Source organism: Bifidobacterium moraviense, assembly GCF_012932365.1.
GTDB classification, from domain to species: domain Bacteria; phylum Actinomycetota; class Actinomycetes; order Actinomycetales; family Bifidobacteriaceae; genus Bifidobacterium; species Bifidobacterium moraviense.
Genome location: NZ_JAAIIH010000010.1, coordinates 1 through 21,808 on the forward strand (window position 1 = coordinate 1; position 21,808 = coordinate 21,808).

General features: G+C 63.4%; 14 protein-coding genes, 1 rRNA gene and 1 pseudogene. 7 read left to right on the forward strand and 9 right to left on the reverse strand.

Annotation, left to right across the window (positions count from 1 at the left end; all coding sequences use genetic code 11):
• Window positions 1–8: 8 nt before the first annotated feature.
• Window positions 9–125 (forward strand): 5S ribosomal RNA (rrf, locus tag G1C96_RS06795).
• Between the two features lie 589 nt (window positions 126–714).
• Here rrf and G1C96_RS06800 read toward each other — a convergent pair.
• The 5 genes from G1C96_RS06800 to G1C96_RS06820 all read right to left on the reverse strand — a co-directional run bounded on the left by G1C96_RS06800 (window position 715) and on the right by G1C96_RS06820 (window position 8,818).
• Complete coding sequence (locus G1C96_RS06800) at window positions 715–2,487, reverse strand: dipeptide ABC transporter ATP-binding protein (RefSeq protein ID WP_169275843.1); 1,773 nt, start codon at window positions 2,485–2,487, stop codon at window positions 715–717.
• Window positions 2,480–3,640, reverse strand: coding sequence for an ABC transporter permease (locus G1C96_RS06805; RefSeq protein WP_169275844.1), 1,161 nt, complete (start codon window positions 3,638–3,640; stop codon window positions 2,480–2,482). Before G1C96_RS06805 ends, G1C96_RS06800 begins: the two co-directional genes overlap by 8 nt.
• A gap of 1 nt (window position 3,641) precedes the next feature.
• A complete protein-coding gene (locus G1C96_RS06810; RefSeq protein WP_169275897.1) occupies window positions 3,642–4,667 on the reverse strand; it encodes an ABC transporter permease in 1,026 nt (341 codons plus the stop codon).
• A 300-nt stretch (window positions 4,668–4,967) separates the two neighbouring features.
• The gene (locus tag G1C96_RS06815) at window positions 4,968–6,608 is read right to left on the reverse strand and encodes an ABC transporter substrate-binding protein (RefSeq protein WP_169275845.1); all 1,641 of its coding nucleotides are present in this window, start codon (window positions 6,606–6,608) and stop codon (window positions 4,968–4,970) included.
• Between the two features lie 683 nt (window positions 6,609–7,291).
• Entirely contained in the window at window positions 7,292–8,818 is a 1,527-nt protein-coding gene (locus G1C96_RS06820) for an amino acid permease (protein WP_169275846.1), read from the reverse strand.
• A 278-nt stretch (window positions 8,819–9,096) separates the two neighbouring features.
• Between G1C96_RS06820 and G1C96_RS06825 the strand changes: the two genes are divergently transcribed.
• On the forward strand, window positions 9,097–10,323 hold the full coding sequence (locus tag G1C96_RS06825) for a hypothetical protein (RefSeq protein ID WP_169275847.1): 1,227 nt from the start codon (window positions 9,097–9,099) through the stop codon (window positions 10,321–10,323).
• 157 nt (window positions 10,324–10,480) lie between these two features.
• Here G1C96_RS06825 and G1C96_RS06830 read toward each other — a convergent pair whose 3' ends face one another.
• Entirely contained in the window at window positions 10,481–11,095 is a 615-nt protein-coding gene (locus tag G1C96_RS06830) for a hypothetical protein (protein WP_169275848.1), read from the reverse strand.
• On the opposite strand from G1C96_RS06830, the gene G1C96_RS06835 reads away from it, so the two are divergent.
• The 3 genes and pseudogenes from G1C96_RS06835 to G1C96_RS06845 form a co-directional block, all read left to right on the forward strand.
• Window positions 11,069–14,797 (forward strand): Spy0128 family protein, encoded by a 3,729-nt coding sequence (locus G1C96_RS06835; RefSeq protein WP_169275849.1) that lies wholly within the window; start codon window positions 11,069–11,071, stop codon window positions 14,795–14,797. The genes G1C96_RS06830 and G1C96_RS06835 overlap by 27 nt on opposite strands.
• A 199-nt stretch (window positions 14,798–14,996) precedes the next feature.
• The gene (locus tag G1C96_RS06840; protein ID WP_169275850.1) at window positions 14,997–15,284 is read left to right on the forward strand and encodes a nucleotidyltransferase family protein; all 288 of its coding nucleotides are present in this window, start codon (window positions 14,997–14,999) and stop codon (window positions 15,282–15,284) included.
• Window positions 15,271–15,657 (forward strand): annotated as a pseudogene (locus G1C96_RS06845) (HI0074 family nucleotidyltransferase substrate-binding subunit); the annotation flags it as partial. The gene G1C96_RS06840 and the pseudogene G1C96_RS06845, both read left to right, overlap by 14 nt.
• A gap of 506 nt (window positions 15,658–16,163) precedes the next feature.
• Here the strand turns inward: G1C96_RS06845 and G1C96_RS06850 are convergent.
• The gene (locus tag G1C96_RS06850; protein ID WP_169275852.1) at window positions 16,164–16,715 is read right to left on the reverse strand and encodes a hypothetical protein; all 552 of its coding nucleotides are present in this window, start codon (window positions 16,713–16,715) and stop codon (window positions 16,164–16,166) included.
• Between the two features lie 786 nt (window positions 16,716–17,501).
• On the opposite strand from G1C96_RS06850, the gene G1C96_RS06855 reads away from it, so the two are divergent.
• The gene (locus tag G1C96_RS06855) at window positions 17,502–18,614 is read left to right on the forward strand and encodes a helix-turn-helix transcriptional regulator (RefSeq protein WP_169275853.1); all 1,113 of its coding nucleotides are present in this window, start codon (window positions 17,502–17,504) and stop codon (window positions 18,612–18,614) included.
• A gap of 316 nt (window positions 18,615–18,930) precedes the next feature.
• Here the strand turns inward: G1C96_RS06855 and G1C96_RS06860 are convergent, their stop codons facing one another.
• Window positions 18,931–19,488, reverse strand: a complete 558-nt coding sequence (locus tag G1C96_RS06860) for a hypothetical protein (RefSeq protein WP_169275854.1) — start codon at window positions 19,486–19,488, stop codon at window positions 18,931–18,933.
• A gap of 325 nt (window positions 19,489–19,813) precedes the next feature.
• On the reverse strand, window positions 19,814–21,130 hold the full coding sequence (locus tag G1C96_RS06865; protein WP_205832087.1) for an MFS transporter: 1,317 nt from the start codon (window positions 21,128–21,130) through the stop codon (window positions 19,814–19,816).
• Between the two features lie 341 nt (window positions 21,131–21,471).
• Between G1C96_RS06865 and rpmB the strand changes: the two genes are divergently transcribed.
• A complete protein-coding gene (gene rpmB / locus G1C96_RS06870) occupies window positions 21,472–21,666 on the forward strand; it encodes a 50S ribosomal protein L28 (RefSeq protein WP_169275856.1) in 195 nt (64 codons plus the stop codon).
• Window positions 21,667–21,808: the final 142 nt, after the last annotated feature.

The following is a 21,808-nucleotide window of genomic DNA, read 5'->3' on the forward strand; positions in this document are numbered from 1 at the left end:
GAAGATTTTGCGGTGGTCATGGCCCAGGTGAGACGCCCGGTCCCTTTCCGAACCCGGAAGCTAAGGCCTGGCACGGCGATGGTACTGCACTCGATAGGGTGTGGGAGAGTAGCACGCCGCCGCAATTCACGTCTGGCCCGGAGGGTGTTCCCCTCCGGGCCTTTTTCATACCCGGAGGAGACCGAAGACGATCTCCTTTTTTGTTTGCCTGGGCATCGTCCCGGGCTTTTCCGTACCCGGGCTTCGCGGCCGGCCGGTCCCGGGCGGGGGTTTGCGCCGCTGGTAGTCGTGGGCGGGGTCGAACGTCGGGTATGGATCCGCATGGTCGGGGGATCTCCGGGGATGGTATCCGCATAGTCAGGGGTACTTTTCCGTCTTCGCGGGAAGATATCTCCATAGTGGGGGTACATCGCCCGGGTACGGGGCGACATCCCCGTCCGACGTTTCCGCGGAATTCCGCCGTTTCCACACGCCTGCCCCGCCGCGGGCGGGACGCATGCCGTCCGCGGGGCACCCTGACTATGCGGATATCCGCCCGCGAAAGCCGAAAAGTGCCCCCGACTATGCAGATACTCGGACACATACGGCAGACGGGACGGTGTGGAACCGGTTTCATGCCGTTTCACGCCCGCATCCTGCCGATGGCCGATGATCGACAATCGGCAGTCCTCCCACCATCGGCGGGATCTCGTCCTCGTGTCTACGCTTCGGTGCCTACGCCTGGGCGGCCAGCAGCTCGTGCAGATGCTCGCGATGCAGGCGCTGTTCGCGCGGATCCGGCACCGGCAGCGAGGCCAGCAGCTTCTGCGTATACGGGTTCTGCGGATGCCGCATGATGTCGTCCGCGTCGCCGTGCTCCACGATCTTGCCCTTGTGCATCACCATGATGCGGTCGGCCAGCATGTCCACCACGGCAAGGTCATGCGTGATGAACAGGCACGCGAAGCCGATCTCCGCCTGCAGCTTCTTGAACAGCTCCAGCACCTTCGCCTGCACCGACACGTCCAGCGCGCTCGTCGGCTCGTCGGCGATGAGCAGGCTCGGTTTCAGCGCCAGTCCGCGCGCCAGCGACGCGCGCTGCCGCTGCCCGCCGGACAGCTCGTGCGGGAAGCGCGTCATGTAGGCGCGCGGCAGCTGCACCATCTCCAGCAGATCGCCCACATAGTCCTTCGCATCCGCCACCGACGAGTACTTGTGGTGCACGATCAGCGGCTCAGCCACGTTCTCGGCAATGGTCATCAGCGGGTTGAACGAGCTGCCCGGGTCTTGGAACACGAAGCCGATGTCGGCGCGCTTGGCCTTGAACTGCCGCTCCCTGACGCCGTTCATCTCCACGCCGAGCACGTTGAGCGAACCGCCCGACACGCGCTGCAGGCCGGCGATCGCACGGCCGGTCGTGGACTTGCCGGAGCCGGATTCGCCCACCAGACCCAGCACCTCGGAGCGGTGGATCTCGAAATCCACGCCGTCCACGGCCACGAAGTCCGGCTGCGTCAGATGCCCCGGATACGTGATCGTCAGTCCCTTGGCCTTCACGGCGATCGGCTCGGTGCGCCAGTCCGTGCGGCGTTCGATCGGACGGCCCTCCACGTCGCGCACCACGAGCTTCTGCCCGATGCGCGGCACGGCGGCGAGCAGACGCTGCGTGTACGCCTCGCGCGGATGGTAGAAGATCTGCTCCACGTCGCCCTGCTCGACCACATGGCCGCGATACATCACCACCACCTGATCGGCGACGTCCGCGATCACGCCCATGTTGTGCGTGATGATGAGCACGGACGCGCCGAACTCGTCGCGCGCCAGCCGCAGCAGGTCGAGGATCTCGGCCTGCACGGTCACGTCGAGCGCGGTCGTCGGCTCGTCGGCGAGAATCAGGCCCGGATTGAGCACCAACGCCATGGCGATGACGATGCGCTGCTTCTGGCCGCCCGAGAACTGGTGCGGATAGTAGTCGACGCGCGTCTCGGCGTCCGGGATGCCCACTTTCTTGAGGATGTCGATGGCCTTGGCGCGCAGCTCCTTCTTGTCCTTCAGGCCATGCGCGCGCAGGCCCTCCTCGATCTGCCAGCCGATGGTGTACACCGGGTTGAGCACCGAGTTCGGCTCCTGGAACACCATGGCCGCCTCGCTGCCGCGCACGCGGCGCAGCTCCTCGCCGCTGAGCTTGAGCACGTCCAGCTCCTTGGAGCCGTCGCGGTTCGACAGCATCACCGCGCCGGACGTGGTGGCCGTTTCGGGCAGGAGCTTGATGATCGAGCGCGCGGTCACCGACTTGCCGGAACCGGATTCGCCGACCACGCCGACGATCGTCCGGCGCGGAATGCGCAGGCTCACCTTGTCGACGGCCTTGATCGAACCGGCGTCCGTCATGAACGAGACGCTGAGGTTCTTCACGTCGGCGAGGTCGCCGGACGGGGTCGCCGCCGATGTCGCCGCTGCCGACGTGGCTGCCGCGGAACCTGCGGCTGCTGCGATTGCGTCACTCATGATCTGCTTCCTTTCCCTGCGTGCTCTGCGCGTCCTGCGGACGCTCCAGCGACACGTTCGCCTGCGGCTTGCCGGCGAACTTCAGCTCGGCCACCACCTCGTTCGCCGCGCTCGGCTGCTCGGACGGATCGACGGACGTATCCTCGATCGAGCCGATCACCTCGCCCGCCGACTTGCGGGCGCGCAGACGCGGATCGGCAAGATCGTTCAGCGACTCGCCCACCAGCGTGATGCCCAGCACGATCAGCACGATCGCCAGACCGGGGAACACGGCCGTCCACCAGATGCCGGCGGTCACGTCGGTCACCGACCGGTTGAGGTCATAGCCCCACTCGGCCGCCGCCGTCGGCTCGATGCCGAAGCCCAGAAAGCCCAGGCCCGCCAGCGTCAGAATCGCCTCGGACGAGTTGAGCGTCAGGATCACCGGCAGCGTACGCGTGGAATTCTTCAGCAGATGCTTGGTTAGGATGCGCCACGTCGAAGCGCCCACCACCTTCGCGCTCTCCACGTACGCCGAGCTCTTGATGCGCACCACTTCGGCGCGAATCGTGCGGAAGTACTGCGGAATGTACACGACGGTGATGGAAATGCCGGACGCGAGAATGCCGCTCCACAGGCCGGACTGGCCGCCCGAGATCATGATCGCCATCAGGATGGCGAGCAGCAGCGAAGGGAACGAGTAGATCGCGTCGGCCACGACCACGAGCACGCGATCCACCCAGCCGCCGAAGTAGCCCGACACCAGCCCCAGCAGCACGCCGGCGAAGATCGACAGCACCACGGCGATGATGATCGCGATCACGGCCGTGCGCGCGCCCCACACCGTGCGACTGAACACGTCGTATCCGCCCACCGTGGTGCCCCAGATGTGCGCGGCGCTGGGCGCCTGCTGCGGCGTGAACGAGACGCCCGCGTCGTCCTTCATCTGCGCGTAGCCGTACGGGGCGATCACCGGCGCGAAGATCGCGACGAGCAGGAACAGTGCCGTGAGCGTCAGACCGGTGATGAGCATGCCCTTCTGCCAGCCGACCGCGATGCGCAGATCCTTGACGATCGGCATCTTCGCCCAGAATGACGGCGGCTTGCGCACGTTAAGCGCGTCGAGACGGCTGTCGCCGGGAACGCCCACCGCGGATGCATTGCTGTGCGACATGTCAGTACCTCACTCTCGGGTCGATGAGCGCGGCGACGACGTCGACGATGAAGTTGACGACCGCCACGATGATGGCGATGAGGATCACGATGCCCTGCACGGCCACGAAATCGCGCGCCTTCAGATACGTGGAGAGCATGAATCCCAAGCCCTTCCACTCGAACGTGGTCTCGGTGAGCACCGCGCCGGCAAGCATCAGCGCGATCTGCATGCCCATGACCGTGATGATCGGGATGAGCGCCGGACGCCACGCGTGCTTGTCCAGCAGACGCTTCTCGGACACGCCGCGCGACCGCGCCGCCTCCACGTAGCCGGAGTTGTACGTGGAGATCACGTTCGTGCGCACCAGACGGATGAACACGCCCGCGGTGAGCAGACCCAGCGCCAGCGCGGGCAGCACCGCATGACGCAGCACGTCGGCCAGCACGGTCATGTTGCCCAGCTGCAGCGCGTCGATGATGTAGAAGCCCGTGGGGGAGACCAGACGGTTGAACTGCATCTCGCTGGCCAGATCGGAGCGCCCGGACGGCGGCAGCACGTTGATCCACACGGCGAAGATGAGCTTGAGCATCAGGCCCAGGAAGAACACCGGTGTGGCGTAGCACAGGATCGCGAACACGCGGATGCCGGCGTCGGCGGCGCGGTCGCGGTGGCGGGCGGCGATGCGGCCCAGGCCGATGCCGATGACCAGCGCGACGATGAGCGCGAGGAACGCCAGCTCGAACGTGGCGGCGCCGTAGCGCACGAGGATCGAGATGACCGGCTGGTTGTCGGTCAGCGTGGTGCCGAGGTCGCCGCGCAGCAGACCGCCGAGATAGTCGAGGTACTGCACGATGAGCGGACGGTCGTAGCCGGCCGCGTGGATGCGGCGCTGCAGCTCGTCCGGGGTGAGACGGCCGCCCATGGCCGCGGAGATCGGGTCTCCGGTGGCGCGCATCACGAAGAACACGATGGTGACGAGGATGAAGACGGTGGGGATGATGAGCAGGAATCTGGTGAGGATGAAGCGGAAGAACCCGCCGGACAGGCGGTTCCTCCTCGGCTTGGCGGCGCTTGCGGCGCCGTCGCCCTTGGCGTTGCGGGCGCTCGCCGGCGTCCCCGCCGATGGTCCTGCGGAGGTCACTGCGGTGCTGTTGGACACGGCGAGGCTCCTTTGCGGTGTGGAAGGTATGGAAGATGCGGAAAATGCGGAAGGTGTGGAAAATCGGGTGCGGCGGCAGGCGGCGGCAAGATGCCGCGGAATGCCACTACATGCGGGCGCCCGATCCCGCCGGCGCGCCGGGCGTCGACGGGATCGGGGAGCGAATCGGGGAACTGTCCCCGTGCGTCAGCCCTTGGTGACGGACGCGTAGCGGAAGCGGAACGAGGCGTCGAGCGTCACGCCGCTCACGGACGAGCCGGTCACCGCCACCTGATTGCCCTGCAGCAGCGGGATCGTGGACAGGTCGTCGGTCTCGAGCTTCTGGATCTGCTCCAGCACGCCCTTGCGGGCGTTCTCGTCCTTCTCGCCGGCCTGCTTGACGATCAGGTCGTTGATCTCGGAGTTGGAGTAGCCGTTGTTCACGAAGTTGCCGTCGCGGAAGAACGGGGAGAGGTAGTTGTCCGGGTCGGAGTAGTCAGGGAACCAGCCGAGCTGGTACACCGGGTACGAGCCGTTGGAATCCTCGGTGACCACGCGCGCCTTGTTGTACTGCGTCCACTCGGTCTGCTGCAGGTCCACGGTGAACAGGCCGCTGGACTCGAGCTGCGTCTTGATGGCCGCGTACTCGTCGGCGGACGACGAACCGTAGTGGTCGCCGTTGTACTGCAGCTTCAGATCGACCGGCGTGGTGACGCCCGCGGCAGCGAGCACCGCCTTGGCCTTGTCGGCGCTGGGCTTGCCGTTGCCGTCGCCGTACGTCTCCTTGAGCGTATCGGAGTGGCCCAGCAGGCCATCCGGAATGAACGAGTACATCGGCGTGTACGTGCCCTTGTAGACCTTCTCGCTCAGCTCGGTGCGGTCGATCAGGTTGGCGACCGCCTGGCGCACGGCCTTCGCCTTCGCGGCGTCGGCGTCGGGCTGCGCGGAGCCGTACGGCTGGATCTTCATGTTGAAGACCAGCAGACGCTCCTCGCCGCCCGGGCCCTTGACGACCTTCACCTTGGAGTCCTTGGACAGGTCGTCGATGTCGGTCGGGGTGAGCGAACGGTACGCCACGTCCACCTGACCCTGCTGCACGGCCAGCTTGAGGTTGGAGGCGTCGGCGAAGTACTTCACCTGCACCGCATCGTTCTTGGCGGGGGTCAGGCCCTGGTACGACGCGTTCTTCTCGTAGGCCAGCGCCTCGTTGAGCTTGAACGAGGTCAGCGAGTACGGGCCGGCGAACGCCTTCTTGGACACGATCGTGTCGGAATCGGTGAGCTTGTCGGCGGCGAAGACCTGCTCGTCGACGATCGGTCCGGCCGGCGACGACATGACCTGCTTCAGCGTCACGTCGAACGGCACGGAATCCTTGAACACCACGGTGGTGTCGTCCTTCGCCGTGACCGACTCGATGTTGGCGAGCAGCGAGCTCGGGCCGTTCTCGTCGTTGATGGTCTTGATGCGGTCGTACGAGAACTTCACGTCGGAGGCGGTCAGCGCATCGCCGTTGGCGAACTTGAGGCCGCTCTTGAGCTTGACGGTGAATTCGGTGCCGTCGCTGCTCCACGTGCCGTCGTCGGCGGCGATGTCGGCGCTCAGCTCGGACGTGCCGTAGTTCTGGGCGTACAGGAACGGGAACACCTGAATCTGCACGGCGTAGGAGCCGTTGTCGTAGGAGCCGGCCGGGTCGAGGCTGGTGATCTTGTCGGTGGTGCCGATGGTGATGACGGAATTGCCGGAGGCCGCGGCCGAACCGCCGTCGTCCTTCACGCCGCCGCATGCGGCGAGCGACGCCACCGCGGCGACCGCGGCCACCGCCGCGGTCAGTCTGCTGTTGAGCTTCATGGGGATCCTCTCTTCAATGCCATGAATGACGTTCGATGCGCGCCGCGGGACGCCGGTGATGGGGCGGGATGGGTGGCGGTGTATCGAATACCTGTGATCATGGGCCGGGAGTGTTGCCTTCAGATGTTCGGCTCGGGCGGCTTGTGTTACGAACGGTGACTCGGACGCGGCTCGCGTGCATGAAGCGGTGCTAATGTGAATCGTTTGGGGGCGACGTTGCGGGGCATGGCGTCCGGTCCGTTTTCGGCTCGGGAGGAGAATCCGGACGGTATCTGCAGAGTCAGGGGTAGATTTCGACCGATGCAGCCAGATATCTGCAGAGTCAGGGTGCTCCCGCGGACGGCATATGCCTTGCTCCCGGCGGGATGGTCGGGAGAGAATGGCGGAATTCCGCGGGGCGCCCGCCGGCGATTCCTGCCGTTACCCGGTTGAGGCACCCTGACTCCGCAGATACCTGCCTGCAGAACCGTGAATCTACCCCTGACTCTGCAGATAGCCCGTTCGGGAGTGGTGATGAGCCCGCCTCACCGCCTCGTGCGGCGAATGCCGTGCCGCCCGTTCTGTTCCGGGCGGTGCCGTTGCGCGTCATTGCGCTCGGAACCTGCCATCCTCTCCCATGTCTCCACCATGGAAGGATCCGCCCCGGAGGAACGCTCGAACGGTTCCTCCGGGGCGGCATGATCTCAGTGCAGTTCCAGCGGGGCCTTGGGATGGGCCTTGCGCCACCACTGCTGCGCGAAATACGCGCCGTAGCACGCCACGATGAACAGCAGCTCGGCCACCAGTGCGAACCGCTGCGACTCGTCGAACACCACCAGCAGGAACGACGCCGTGCACAGCACGAACGCGCCCCACGAGACCCACGGGTATCCGGGCGTGCGGTACTTGAGCTCGTCCACCGTGTGGCCTTCGGCCAGCCAGCGCCTGCGGAACACGATCTGGCAGTACGCGATGGCGATCCACACCACCACGGCGGACAGACCGGACAGCGCCACCAGCACCAGATACACGGTGGAGGCGGCGATCACGCTGGACAGCAGCGCCAGCAGGCCGCCCGCCATGGCCGCGCACAGGGCAAGCATCGGCACGCCGCGGCGGTTCGTCTTGGCGAACCAGCGGGGGATCATGCCCTCGTTGCCCATCGACCACACCATGCGCGTGGACGCGTACAGGCCGGAGTTCGATGCGGACAGCACGGCCGTGAGCACCACGAAGTTCATGATGTCACCGGCATAAGGGATGCCGATCGAGTTGAACACCAGCACGAACGGGCTTTCGCCCACGCCGGCCTCGCGCCACGGGATCAGCGCGCACATCACGGTGATCGAGCCGATGAAGAACAGCACGAGCCTCCACAGCGTGGTGTGGATCGCCTTGGGGACGGCGGTCTCCGGGTCGCGCGTCTCGCCGGCCGTCACGCCGATCAGCTCGGTGCCGGAGAACGCGAAGTTCACGGTGAGGATGGTGGCGAACACCGGCATGAAGCCATTCGGGAAGATGCCGTCCTTGACGAGGTTGCCGAACAGCGGCGCGTGCTCATAGCCGGCGATCGGAATGATGCCGAAGATGGCGAGCAGGCCGATCGCGATGAACGCGCAGATGGCGAACACCTTGATGCTGGCGAACAGGAATTCCGCCTCCGCGAAGAACCGCACCGACAGGGCGTTGGCGGTGAAGATGAGCACGATGCACGCGGCCGACCATATCCACGTGGGCGTGTGCGGGAACCATCGCTGCATGAGCAGGCCGGCGGCCGTGAACTCGGAGCCGAGCGCCACCGTCCACGTGAGCCAGTACTGGATGGCGATGACGAAGCCCGTGCCGGGGCCGATGAACTTCTCCGCGTACACGTGGAACGAGCCGGTGACCGGCATGGCGACCGAGAGCTCGCCGAGCGTGAGCATGACGAGGTACACGATGAGCGCGCCGATGCCGTACGCGAGGATGGTGCCGATGGGGCCCGCCTGCTGGATGGTGTAGCCGGAGCTGAGGAACAGGCCGGTGCCGATCACGCCGCCGAGCGAGATCATCTGCAGATGGCGCGACTCCATGCCGCGCCTGAGGTTGGTGTGCAGGGCGTGCTTGCGATGCGGTTCGGTGTCCGCGGCGGCGTCGGTGACGACGGCGTCGATCTGCGTGGCGGCGTCGGCTTGCGAAGCGACGGCGGTGCCGGCCGCGGGCTGGCTCATGTCGGATTCGGACTGGCTCATGATGCTTGGTGCTCTCTCCCGCTCGGTGGTCCCTGACGTTGCGGCCGCCCTGCGCCCGTGCCGTGTGCCCTGTGTTCGGTGTGCCTGTGCCGGCGCGCGTCTGCGGTCCCGAACAGTATACGCGCGCGGGTGTCCGCGGGAGTTCGCGGGTGGGCGGTGCTGACGGATGCGTCCTGCGCATGGCGGCGAGTATCTTCGGACGTAGGCGATCCGGCGATCCGGGCATTGCTCCGTGACGTCGCCCGCCGTCAGAGAGCAAGAGAACAAAAGGAACGATGATGACCATCACTACCCTCAGGAAGGGCGTCGCGGGCCTGATCGCCGCGCTGACGCTCGTCGGTGCCGCGGCATGCAGCGCCAACCCCATGACGATGCTGCAGTCCGACCCCACCGAGCCGCCCACGGACAAGGTGCTGACGAACACCGCGGCGTGGGAAGAGAACTACTACTCGCGGTTCAAGGACAAGTCCTCCAAGGACATCCCGCGCAAGGTCGCCGAGGCCGACCAGCAGGTTTCCGGCATGCTCGGCAAGGACAAGATCGAGATCGAGCCGACGGTGGACGCGGTGACGGAGAAGGATGCCAATTCGGGCAAGTCCACCGGCAAGTACGGTGTGAAGGTCAAGTGGACGAACGGCGACGCCGCCGCCAACTTCCTCGATCGCATCGCCTGGCTGGTCATGCAGGACGACGAGAAGGCCGATGAGTCGGCCACCGAGCAGAACATCGGCAAGGACTTCTACGGCTACGTGGTGACCAACGATAACTACAAGACGTATTCGGAGGAGACCGAGACCGGCGCCACGTCCGAGTTCGAGATCCTGCTCTCCCCGTCCACCTTCGACGCGAAGAAGCCGTTCAAGGTGATCGTCGTCCCGGCGGAGGCCCTGCACGAGCTGCAGAAGCAGCAGACGGACGATCGGAATATCGACACCACCAAGTACGGCAGCGTCGTGGCACAGCTCGATCCCACGCAGGCGGGCGGCAAGACGACCATCTACACCAGCATCTCGAGCAACCCGTATATGGCGGCGGACGAGAAGGATCGCCATGACGGCGAAGGCACCATCGACGACTTCGACGTGACGATCGCCGAGGCGAGGAAGACCACCAGGACCGTGTCCGCCGCGCCGGCCGAAGACATGTTCAGCACGGCCACGAAGGACATCCCGGTGAACGAGTTCGACGTCACGTGGACGAACAACTCGAAGAAGGCCGTTTCGTTCGATGACGTGCTCACGCTCACCGCTCTGGACGGCAAGAGCCTTCCGGACACGTCGACCGGCGTCACCGTGGTGCGTGCGTCGGACTGCGCCGGATGGTACGTGTCCTGCGATGCGATGACCGCCAGGGACGTGGCTGCCGGACAGAGCCAGACGTTCACCGTCTACCTGAAGAGCAGCGACGACAAGTACGTCGTGGTGGGCAAGCGCGCCAAGACGGGCGACGGCACGATCGATGGCTACCTGCGCTGGCCGGTGGTGTATCGCCAGACCAGCTGGTGATGCGGAGACTGGTCCGCGACTGCGCGTGACCGGGGCCGGCTTGTATGCATTCCTGTATTGCGGGCACGGCGACTGTGGCTTCTGCCGTAGTCGTCGTGCCCGTTTCCTGTTGAACGGGTATGCGGCGTGCGGATGGTCACGGGAGGACGATGCGATATCAGGAACGTTTCATAATGCGATCAGAAACGTTTCCATATAGTGACACGCCGTTGTTTTTGGTGGACGTACGTTGTCCCCAGATATCATTGATAGTTGCACCAGAAGCCTGGGCGCGTTGTTTTTCTATGAGGAGAACATGATGTGGTTGCGCAATGAGGGCTCCGTGGTCGGAGCAGTATTGAGAGCGGTCACCTCGGTTCTTGTGACCGTAGGCATGACCGGAACGTTTGCCGTGGACGCGTATGCCTCCGCGGCCGAATCGATCGCGTCGCCGACCGGCGGTGCGGTCGTGACCGACGGCGTCGGCGAGAGCGACGCCGGCAATGATGTGGAACCGGATACGGACAGCACGGATACCGGTGCCGGGACGAATGCCGATGGCGACGGTGCCGGGACGGAAGACGGCACCGAAACCGAGCCGGGCAGCGATGGTTCGGATACCGATGGTTCGGATGCCGATGCGGATAATCCGACGGGGAACGATCTGACGGATTGTTCCGATGCGTATGCATCGTACATGGCGAATCCGTTCGACCCGTCCAATGCGTACAACAAGACGACCGGCTGCGCCCGTCCCGGAACGTCCGTGGCCGATGACGTGTTCGCCGATCATGTGGTCACCGACGACGTGACGGATCCCTCCGGCACCGTCACGAACCTCTTCGACTACTGGTGGGACGAGGAGGACGCTGCGGACGCGGAGTTCGTTGATGACTACTACAAGAACAGCGGCGTCAACAGTGATGACGGTACTCGCCGTCAGCTCATGTTTCGTCGTCAGCAGCATGGCGAACAGCCGTTCAACCAGTACACCGGTGACGTGAAAAACCTAGCAAAAGGCGTCGCTGGGCCGCTGCAGGGTATGGTGAGTTCCACGCTGAAAGACGGTTACCCCGAGCTCGCTGCAAGCGTGGATTCCGAACTCGGTACCGGCAGCAAACTCGGCATCGCCAAGAACGAATCGCTGTCCTATCTTTTCGACAAGACCGAGGTGAACGGCAAGCGAGCCTACCACGACACGAGCGGATTGTTCCGACTCACCGACGGCTACTACGGATACGACAGCCAGAAGAACTTCGTATCGTTCGACCGCAAGACCAAGAAGTTCCGTTTGTATGATGCACCGGGCGTGGCAACGGGCTACGATACTCCGGACGGCGAATTCTTCCCGTTCAACGCACCCGGCGACGTGTTCAAGACGACCACCGATGCCAAGGGACAAACCGTACCCGCCACTGACTCAGCTGGCCATCTGGTGTTGGACGACACCATCAAGTCGACCAATCCTCGGATGAACCACTACCTCGGCCTGAGCATGAGCACGCGGTTCGTGCAGAAGAACGGCGGCAGAACCATCGATGGCACGAACACGCCGGTCACCTACGAGTTCTCCGGCGACGACGACGTGTGGGTGTACATCGACGGCGTGCTCGTGGGCGATCTGGGCGGCATCCACGATCGCTCCTCGCTGAAGATCGACTTCAGCACGGGTAAGGTGACCGTCAGCCATACGCCGGACGGCGGCAAGGCAACGGTCGTGCAGGAGACTGACATCCATAAGATGTTCGAGGCTGCGGGGAAGGACGATACCGTGACGTGGAGCGGCGAAAGCGGAGACGCTTCGGCCACTGCTCTGTCGACCGCCTCGGCCGCGGCCGATGACGCCCCGACTTGTCGCCCAGCCAGCGGTTCGGGGAACGGCAAGACGTTCGCCGACGACACCTATCACACGCTGCAGCTGTTCTACCTGGAACGCGGCGGTCTGGACTCCAACCTGAGCCTGCGGTTCAACTTGGTCACGATGCCGGAGAGCGACATCGTCAAGGTCGATCAGGACGGCAAGGGGATCGCCGGAGTCGGGTTCGAGCTGTACGCCACGGACAAGGATCCCAATGAGCTCGTAGCCAAGGGTACGACCGATGCCAACGGTAATCTGGACCTCATGCATCCGCAGACCTGCCAGGTGGTGTTCATGGACACCATCGCGAAGGAACACGGCGAGCACTTCATCCTTCGTGAAACGCAGGTGCCTGACGGATACCGGAAGGTCGGCGATCTGAAGCTGAAATATGAGACGAATGCCAGCAACGGTCCCGGCACGGATCTCGACACGGGCGTGCTCGTCGTCGATCCCCGCGCGTCCGACGCCGGCAGTCCCGTCTGGGATACCGGTGCTCTGGCGATGGCCAAGGTGCAGGTGCGTGCGCCTGACGAGTCGGCGCTGCTGCACGCCGTGACCAAAAAGAACGCAGGCATCACCGCAGACATGATGCAGGATGGCACGTTGTTCGCCGTCATCTTCCAACGAACCGGTACGGATGATCAAACCGATAAGCCGCAATGGAAGGCCGTCTACGGCGACCAGATCACGGGGTGGAAGCACACCGAAAAGGTCGAGACAACCGGTGAGGAAAGCCGCGCCGCCGTGGTCGAGGCGTTCAGGGCCAGTCCGCGCGTCTTTGCGCTCGCCTCGAGTGGCAGCTACGAGACACTGCTCGAGGACCTGCCCGGCGACATCCGTGACTATCACTATTGGAACAGCGATGCCGATGCCCAGTATTCGGTCGGGTACTACTTCTCGACCGGGAAATACGATCCGACGAAGCCTGCATCGGAGGACAACTCGAAGGACAACATCACCGCGGCCAACACCATCCGGCTGGATGACGCCAAATTCACCCGAATGTTCGCGGTGAAGCTGTACGTTCCCAACATCCTCAACACGGTGTCCGTGCAGAAGGTGGACCAGAACGGCAATCCGCTCACCGACGCGGAGTTCAAGCTGTACCGGGATACCGGGGCTTCAGAAGACAAGGCATGCAATGCATCGGATGCCGGGACCGTGCAGAGCACCTGTCAGGAGCTCGATGCGCTCACCACGGCCGATCACCACACGGCCAAGGGCGTGACGGCTGCCGGCGCGACGATCCCGAAACTCGGCGGCGTGGGCACGTTCCCGAACGACAAGGACGTGCGACTCACGAACGGCACGTACTACATCGTGGAAACCAAGGTGCCCTCCGACAAGTACAAGCTCAACACGGTGCCGGTCAAGGTGATCGTCAACGACTACGGCGTGTTCGTGGACGCCGGTACGGCGAACGACGACATCAAGGTGGCGCGTGGCGCTGGCAACCTCGTCAAGACGATGGCATCCTATGGTGCGACCGGGTCGGTGGACGGCACGCTCACCTGGCTGAAGATGACGCCGACGCTGTATTCGAGCGTGGACGGTTTCCCGACTGCGGATAAAACGATGGATGTGGCGCAGAACGGTGTCCAATCCGCCAAGGTCGATTCGGACGGCAAGATCGTGCCGGAAACGACGATGGCCGAACCCATCCAGCTCACGTACGGATCGTCCGCAGCCACCGTGCTGGAGTACGAACCGCGCAACTCGGATGGCCCCTTGGTGTACGTCTCCGACGTCGGGTATCTGATGCCGACCACGACGCAGGATGATGCGCCGAAGGGCGAGGAGGGCGTGGGACGTGTCGATCTGAGTTCGAAGGCACGTCTGTCCAGCCTCATCACCGGCAGCGCGATCGTGCAGGTGACGAATCGGTCGACCGAGGATCCGCCGACTCCGGGGACTCCGTCCGTGGACGTCACCATTCCGGGCGTGAAGCGGCTCGAGGGGCGCGATCTCAAGGCGGGTGAGTTCCGGTTCGCCATCGCTGCAGCCAAGCCCGCGGGTGCGCCGATGCCGAGCCAAACCACCGTGACGAACGGCGCGGACGGGAAGTTCTCGTTCGGACCGATCCGCTTCACCAAGGCCGGCACCTACGAATACACGATCACCGAGGTGCAGGGGTCGCTGGAGGGCGTGACCTACGACGGTGCGACGTACACGGTGAAGGTCACGGTCACGGGGCCGGACGGCGGCAATAAGCTCAGTGCCTCGTACGAGGTGCTCGGCGCGGACGATCAGGCGGTCGGCGGCCTGACGTTCACCAATACGTATGAGCCGCCGAATCCTCCCGAGCCGCCGGATCCGACCGATCCGCCTGAGCCCACTGACCCTCCGGATCCGACCGATCCGCCGGAACCCGAGGAGCCGGACAACCCGGACCCCGAAGAGCCCGATCAGCCGGGCACCCCGGACGAGCCGGACACTCCGGAGGAGCCCGATCAGCCGGCCACGCCGGACCATCCGTCCGAGTCGGGCGACAACGCCACCCCGCCCCGACTGGTGCAGACCGGCGCGTCGGTCGCCACGATCGTCGCGGCATCCATGGCGCTCGCCGTCGCGGGTCTCACGGTGCTCGCGGCGCGGCTCCGCCACCGTCGACGCACATCGGCGCATGACGCCTAGCGACGCCTAGCGCTCGTCGCGGCATCGCACTCGGGCGCGGATGACGCCAACGAAGCGGACATGACGGCAATCCGCCGCCGTGCCCGCTTCGTCATGTCCGGCCGCATCTTCTCGCGCCCCGGGCCATGGCACGGGCACGACGGCACCCGCCCTATGGTGGGGATGAACGGGTTCATGACGATGCGGAGGGAGACGGATCGTGGTGCCGATCGAGAACGTGTACGCGCAGATCCGCGAGTTTGCCTCCGAATGCGGAGCAGCCGAGGTGATTCTGTTCGGCTCCCGCGCCAAGGGCACGAATCGTCCCAAGAGCGACATCGATCTGGCGGTGAAGGGGTGCGTGAGCTTTGACCGGCTGGAGCATCTGCTGCAGGATGAGCTGTGGTCGCTGCTCAAGGTCGATGTCGTGAACCTCGACGAGCCCGTGTCCGAGGAGCTCCGACGGGAGATCGCCGCAAGCGGGAAGGTGCTCTATGAGAAAGTATGAGAACTACGTCTCGGCGTTGGCATCGCTGCGCAAGGCACCGGAACAGGATCTTGCCAACGAGTTCGTACAGATCGGCGTCATCGACAAGTTCGAGCTGCAGTTCGAATTGGGATGGAAGCTGTTCAAGACGCTGCTGGCCTACGAAGGCGATCCGGTGTCCGCATCGGGATCACCCCGCGATGTGCTGAAGACGGCATTCCAATACTACGACTTCATGGACGAGTCCATGTGGCTGCGCATGCTGCGCGCCCGCAACGACTCCGCTCATATCTACGATGCGAGCAAAGCGCGGCGCTTGGTCGACGACGTCATTCGTGACTACATTCCCGAATTCGAGCGGGTGCGGGAAGGCCTGGAACGGCGATACGGCGACATGAAGTGGTCTAATTTTTGTTCCGTTTCTGCTATGAGATGGAACAAAAACCGGCCACTTCAGTCAGCACCATACTGATATCTTTGGGTAATAATAAACGGTTCATTACCTTTGTTCGTCAGAGTGGCGTTTGGGAACTTATTACCTGTGATGAACACAACTTTCTAGATATCCCAACCAACCTATTTTTGTGGCGTACTTGAACCTGAATTAGGCGTGGTAGAACTTTTTTTAGTTCTATCCTTTTTGCTGCTACTGGAAGTCATGTTCTTCTCCACATTTATGGACTGTTCCACGTTCTTGCTTGACTGACTACCGCATGCGGCAGCACCAGTAGGTATCAAATGTGCAACACCAGCAGCAACAATTCTCTTCACTAATCTGTTTTCATTTCAATTGTCTTGTAAACATCTGTAAACAAACGGCGGCTCCATGAGGGGCCGCCGTGTAATTACTTACCTATTCGACTCAGATAGCGACAACCGTGATTGTTTTGCACTTCGCCATCAGTCTTCAATCTTAAATGACTTGTCAGGGAATACACCATTATCGGTATCTGATCCTACATAACCAGTTAAGCCAGATTTATCAACAGACAAACCGAACGCATCAGGTTTAATTTCCTTTATTGTATCCAACGACACCTTGTAACCAACATCAAACAATTTACAGGTTACGGTTTGTCCTGGCTGAATCTTATCGGTCATTGATCCGCCTGAAACATCTGTGCATAGATTCTTATAAGAAAAATCGGTCGATGATTTAACTATCACCAACGTGTCAGACAATGCCATCTTTCCATCAACAACAGGATAGAATCTAAATTCAAGAGAACCATCAATGGCCTGTTCGCTTTTATTCTTCAGTGTGATTTCAAGAGTCTTGTTGTCAACGCGCTTAACCTTCTGAATATCCCAACCGGCCCAATTGTAAGGTGAGCTTGAATCCATGTTGAGATTAGCGGCCTCAAGTTTTCCGTGATTATCATATAGTCCTTTTTCGGCAGTAGGCGCGAACAACTCCCCCCCCCCCACTCGACTGACCACAAGCAGCAACACCAGTAAGCATTAAACATGCAACACCGGCCGCAACAAACTTCTTCAACGTTCTCAATGCCATTACAATCAGTTCTCCTTAATCTCTCAACCACTTGGCAAAGTAATTCTAGGTCCCTTAACGTCGGTACACGCCCGGGTTCTAAATCTAAGTGCAACACTTGCTCTATGGTTGGAAGTGTTCAAGTTCATAATCGAAGCGAAAGTGTTGTCCTCGATAAGAAAGTTTTATTCCTGTCTGACGGCAGAGGAACGCATCTGGATCGACGAACTGCGCAACAGGGACGTGCTCGGCATCGATGAGATCGTCCGCGAGGTCGGCCGGGACAAGGCGGCCATCAGGCACAAGCTGGGACGCAAATATGGTTCGCGTCCCACGAGAACGAGTCATACCGCTCCTACCGTCCAAGGAGGCTGAGGACGGGTGCGTGGACGTCGCGCCCGTTCCATTCGGGCATGACCGCGCGACGGAACCGAGCAACGCGCGAACGGTCGCGGGACGGCGGACTAGGGTGGTAGGCATGAGTATGCGCGACATGGCACGCGCCAGGCTTTGGATGATCTCCAACGACCAGTGGGACACGCTGCTGCGCTGAGCGAGACATGGACGGGGCCGAAACGGCGGAATTCCGCCGATGCAACCGGTGGTTGCGCTGCGGTTGCGGCGTCGTTCGGGTTGCGTTTCGCCGACGCAACCGGAAGATGGTGGCGCAGGGCGCGCCGCCGTGCCACAGTGAAGTCATCGTCCGGACGTGACGGGACGAAACCACCAGCAAGGGGATGATGACGATGAGCTTCCGTACCAACCTGCAGTACCTTCGATCGCGGCGCAACATGACGCAGGAGCAGCTGGCCATGCTGCTCGGCGTCTCGCGGCAGGCGATCTCGAAGTGGGAATCCGAGAAGGCGTACCCGGAGATGGACAAGCTGCTGGCGATCTGCGACCTGTTCGGCTGCACGCTCGACGATCTGGTGCTCGGCGACGTGAGCCGGCCGACGACCGTCGAGGCAAGGTCCGGCGCGGGGGATGCCGCGCAGACGGCCGCAGCGACGAATGGCATTGTGCCGACCGGCGGCATGTCGACCGGCGGCATGTCGACCGGCGGCGCACAGATGTCCGACGCGCCCGGGCGCGCGGCGTCCCGCACCGGTACGGCGCCGCTCGTCGCTCCCGCGCAGACCCTGCCGAAGGACATCACCGGCTACGACGCCCACCGCCTTCGGTTCTCGATGATGATCGCATCCGGCGTCGCGGCGATCATCGCGGGCGTCGGCGTCGCCAGCCTCTTCGACTCGGAGCATTCGATCATCGGCGACAGCCCGCTCAACGACTTTCTCGCGTTCGTGTGCATCGGCGTGGGCGTGATCGTCGGTCTGGCGCTGATCATCCCGGGCGGCATGGCGCACAGCGACTTCAGGCGCCGGCATCCGTACGTGGAGGACTTCTACACGGAGGACGATCGCTCCCGCGAGACGCGCATGACGGCGGTCGGCGTGGTGGCGGGCATTGCGGCGATCCTGATCGGCATCGCGGTGTCCGAGTATGCGGACACGGTGCTGGAGATCGACGCCGGCTGGCCGATCGCGGTCATGCTGCTGCTGACCGCGGCGGCCGTGTTCGGATTCATCTACTGCGGCATGCGTCGCGGCATGCTGAACATCGACGGATACAACAGGGAAGGCGAGCAGGAGAAGCGCAGGCGCGCCGGGGACGTGCCGCGGTCCGCGCAACTGTCCGGGGCCCTGAGCGGCATCATCATGCTCGTCGCCACGATCGTCGGCCTGACGCTGCTGTTTCTCGTGCCCGGGTCGCGGTTCTGGATGTCGTGGGTGATCGGCGGCCTGCTGTGCGCCGTCACCGGCGTGGTCGTCGGCCTGTTCAAGGACCGCTTCGACAAGTAGCAGGCGAATAGCAAGCGGCCTGACCTACGGCCGCTTCCGCCCGCCGCGCAGATCATAGGGATCGTAGGCCCCACCACCGGGCCCTGGCCGGCGGACGAGGAACCGGCACGCGCGCACGTTCCGATCAGGGCAATCAGACCCAGACCACAGCAATCGGATCACGTCACGCTCAAATCACGGGCTCAAAAGGACGAAATCCACGGTTCTAAGCGCCAAACCCCCGCAATCCCGTCCTTTTGAGCCCGTGATCCGAACGCGAGCAAGCGCATAGCAGAGCAGATGCTCGCATTGCCGGTCAGACAACCCGAGCAATAGCTCACCGCTTGCCGCGCAGGTTGTAGGGATCGTAGGTCTTGGCGTCGTCCGGTCGGCCCGCCCGAGTACGCCGCTCCTCGCGAATCTCCCCAAGCGTTTCACGGTTCAGCCGCCGCAGCTCCCCCGCACGGCGTTCGACCACGCTCTCCTCCTCACCCTTCCATGGTTGCTCGAGGCCGATGATCTCCACCAGCCGAACCGCCCCGGCGGCGATGCTTGCGGCTGCGACAATCGCAACGTCCTCACGCAACAGGACCGTCGGCCATGGCAAAGCGAACGGAATCAGCGCCTTGGCGACGACCATCGGCCACGGCATCGGCGGAGCCGTGCGATTGGCGGCCCGCTGCAGTTCGTAGTCGAGACGCGAATCGATCAGCGAGACGGCGATCCATGTGATCGCCAGCACAACGCCCAGCTCGGCGGCGTCGAACGCGACATGCGCGATGACACGCAGTCCCAGCCACGCAATCAGGAAACTGACCGGGAACGAGACGGTCATGCCCAGCAGCAGATGCCCGCCGAACACATGCCCGTATTTCGGCCGATAATCCGACGTCATGCAGCGTCCCTTCCCGTCGCGCAACCCGATGGCCGCAGCCTGCAATTCAGCTTACCGGGCCATAGCTAGCCGGCGGAGAGCCGGTACACGTGTGTGCACCGGGCACGGCAATCGGATCCAGACCACAGCAATCAGACCATGGCGATCAGATCACGGGCTCAAATCACGGGCTCAAAAGGACGGAATTCGCGATTCTAAGCGCCAAACCCCCGCGATTCCGTCCGTTTGGCGCTTGGAATACCGGATTTCGTCCTTTTCGGCCCGTGATTTGCCCGGCCCGTGATTTGCCATGACTCGTGGTTGGATGATCGGGCCAGATGCGTCGTCAGGCCGCGGTCTCCGTCCGTGTCGCTCGCGTCGGATCCTTCTGCAGGCCGAGGAACACCAGCGCCACCACGAGCAGCACGGCGATCGACAGCACGCCGATCGACGCATTGCCGGTCAGCGACGTGGTGGTCGCCACGAGGAACGTGCCGAGAATCGAGGCGGTCTTGCCGAAGATGTCGTAGAAGCCGTAGTACTCGTTGGCGTGATCCTTGGGGATGATCTTGCCGTAGTAGGAGCGCGAGAGGGCCTGGATGCCGCCCTGGAACATGCCAACGAGAATCGCCAGCACCCAGAACTCGGCCGCCGTGCGCAGGAAGAACGCGGCGAAGAACACAATGCCCATGTACGCGGCCACGGCCACGGCGATCATCGGCTTGCATCCGAAGCGTCCCGCCAGGCGACCATACGCAATCGCGCACGGGAACGCCACGAACTGCGTCACCAGCAGCGCCACCACCAGCTGCGTGGAATCGATGCCCAGCTGCGCGCCGTACGACGTGCTCATCGAGATCACCGTGTTCACCGCGTCGATGTAGAAGAAGAACGCGAGCATGAACATCCACAGCGGCCTGTTCTTCACGATGCTGCGGAACGTGCCGCCCAGCTCGGTGAACGTGCCGCGCACCGCCGCGCCCAGATGCTCGCGCGTGGCGCGGTAATGCACCTGACGGTAGCTCGTGAGCAGCGGCACGGTGAACGCCACCCACCATACGGCCGTGATCACGAAGCTGGCACGCGTGCACGCCTCGGTGGACCATCCGAACAGCGCGGGGCCGCCGAAGATCAGCGCGATGCATGCGATGAACGGCACCGTAGAGCCCACGTAGCCCCAGCCGTAGCCGTGCGAGGAGACCTTGTCCATGCGCTCGTTCGACGTGGTGTCGATGAGCATCGAATCGTAGAACGTGAGCGATCCGTTGAGGCCGATCGTCGCCAGCACATACACCACGAGGAACGGCAGCCACGTCAACGGCAGCGCCATCGCGGCGCACATGACCACGCCCGTGCCGAAGAAGCCGAGGAAGAACTTGATCTTCATGCCCTGCACGTCGGCGATGGAGCCGAGCAGCGGCATGAGCAGCGCGATGACCAGCGACGCGATCGTCTGCGCATAGCCCCACGCCGACACGATGTTGCCGTCCTTGGGCATGAGCGACTGCGCGTAGATGGGCGTGACGGCGGTGCTCAGCAGCACGAACGCCGAATTGCCCACGTCGTAGACGATCCACTGCTTCTCGCGCTTGGTGAGCCTGGCGGTGGCGGGCGATGCCGGGGCGGTCGCCGGTGCCGTGGATGCGGCGGGATTACTGGACATGGACATGGGCGCTCCTCACGTTCAAAACCACCTTTCATCCTAAGGTTTCCGGCTGGGCGGGACGGCGGGCGGCGGTGAACGGCGCATGAATTGTGGTCTCCCTGTGAGTTCCGGACTGTGGGTTCCGGACTATGGGCTCCGCCCTGTGGGTTTCCGCGGGTCCGCCGCGGTCTCCGGGCGGCTTGTGGGCGGCTTTCGGACGGACCGGCCTCCGGACGCGCAGGATTTGCGTTTTCCGACGGCGCGCTGTATCATTGTGAAGTTGTGTGTTCAGCCGAGCGGCAAAAACGCGAGCGCCGAGCACGAAAGGCTTGGAACAGAACCAATAAAGGGAGTCCATCATGGCAACTCGTTGCGCAGTGTGCGGCAAGGGCCCGCAGACCGGCTACACCGTTTCTCATTCGCATATCCGTAACAAGCGTACCTTCCGTCCGAACCTTCAGCCGGTTCGCACCACCGTGGACGGCGCCAACGTGCGCATCCAGGTGTGCGGCAAGTGCCTGAAGGCCGGCAAGGTGCAGCGCGTGGCCGCGTGAATCGCGCCCGCTGCAGTCTGACGCTCAGTCACGTTGAGGCCCCGGAGTCGTTATCGGCTCCGGGGTTTCGCTTTATCTGGCCGCGGCATGGTGGGCGTGCGGGAGCCGGCGGAGTGCACGGATTCGATGAAATCGACGGTCG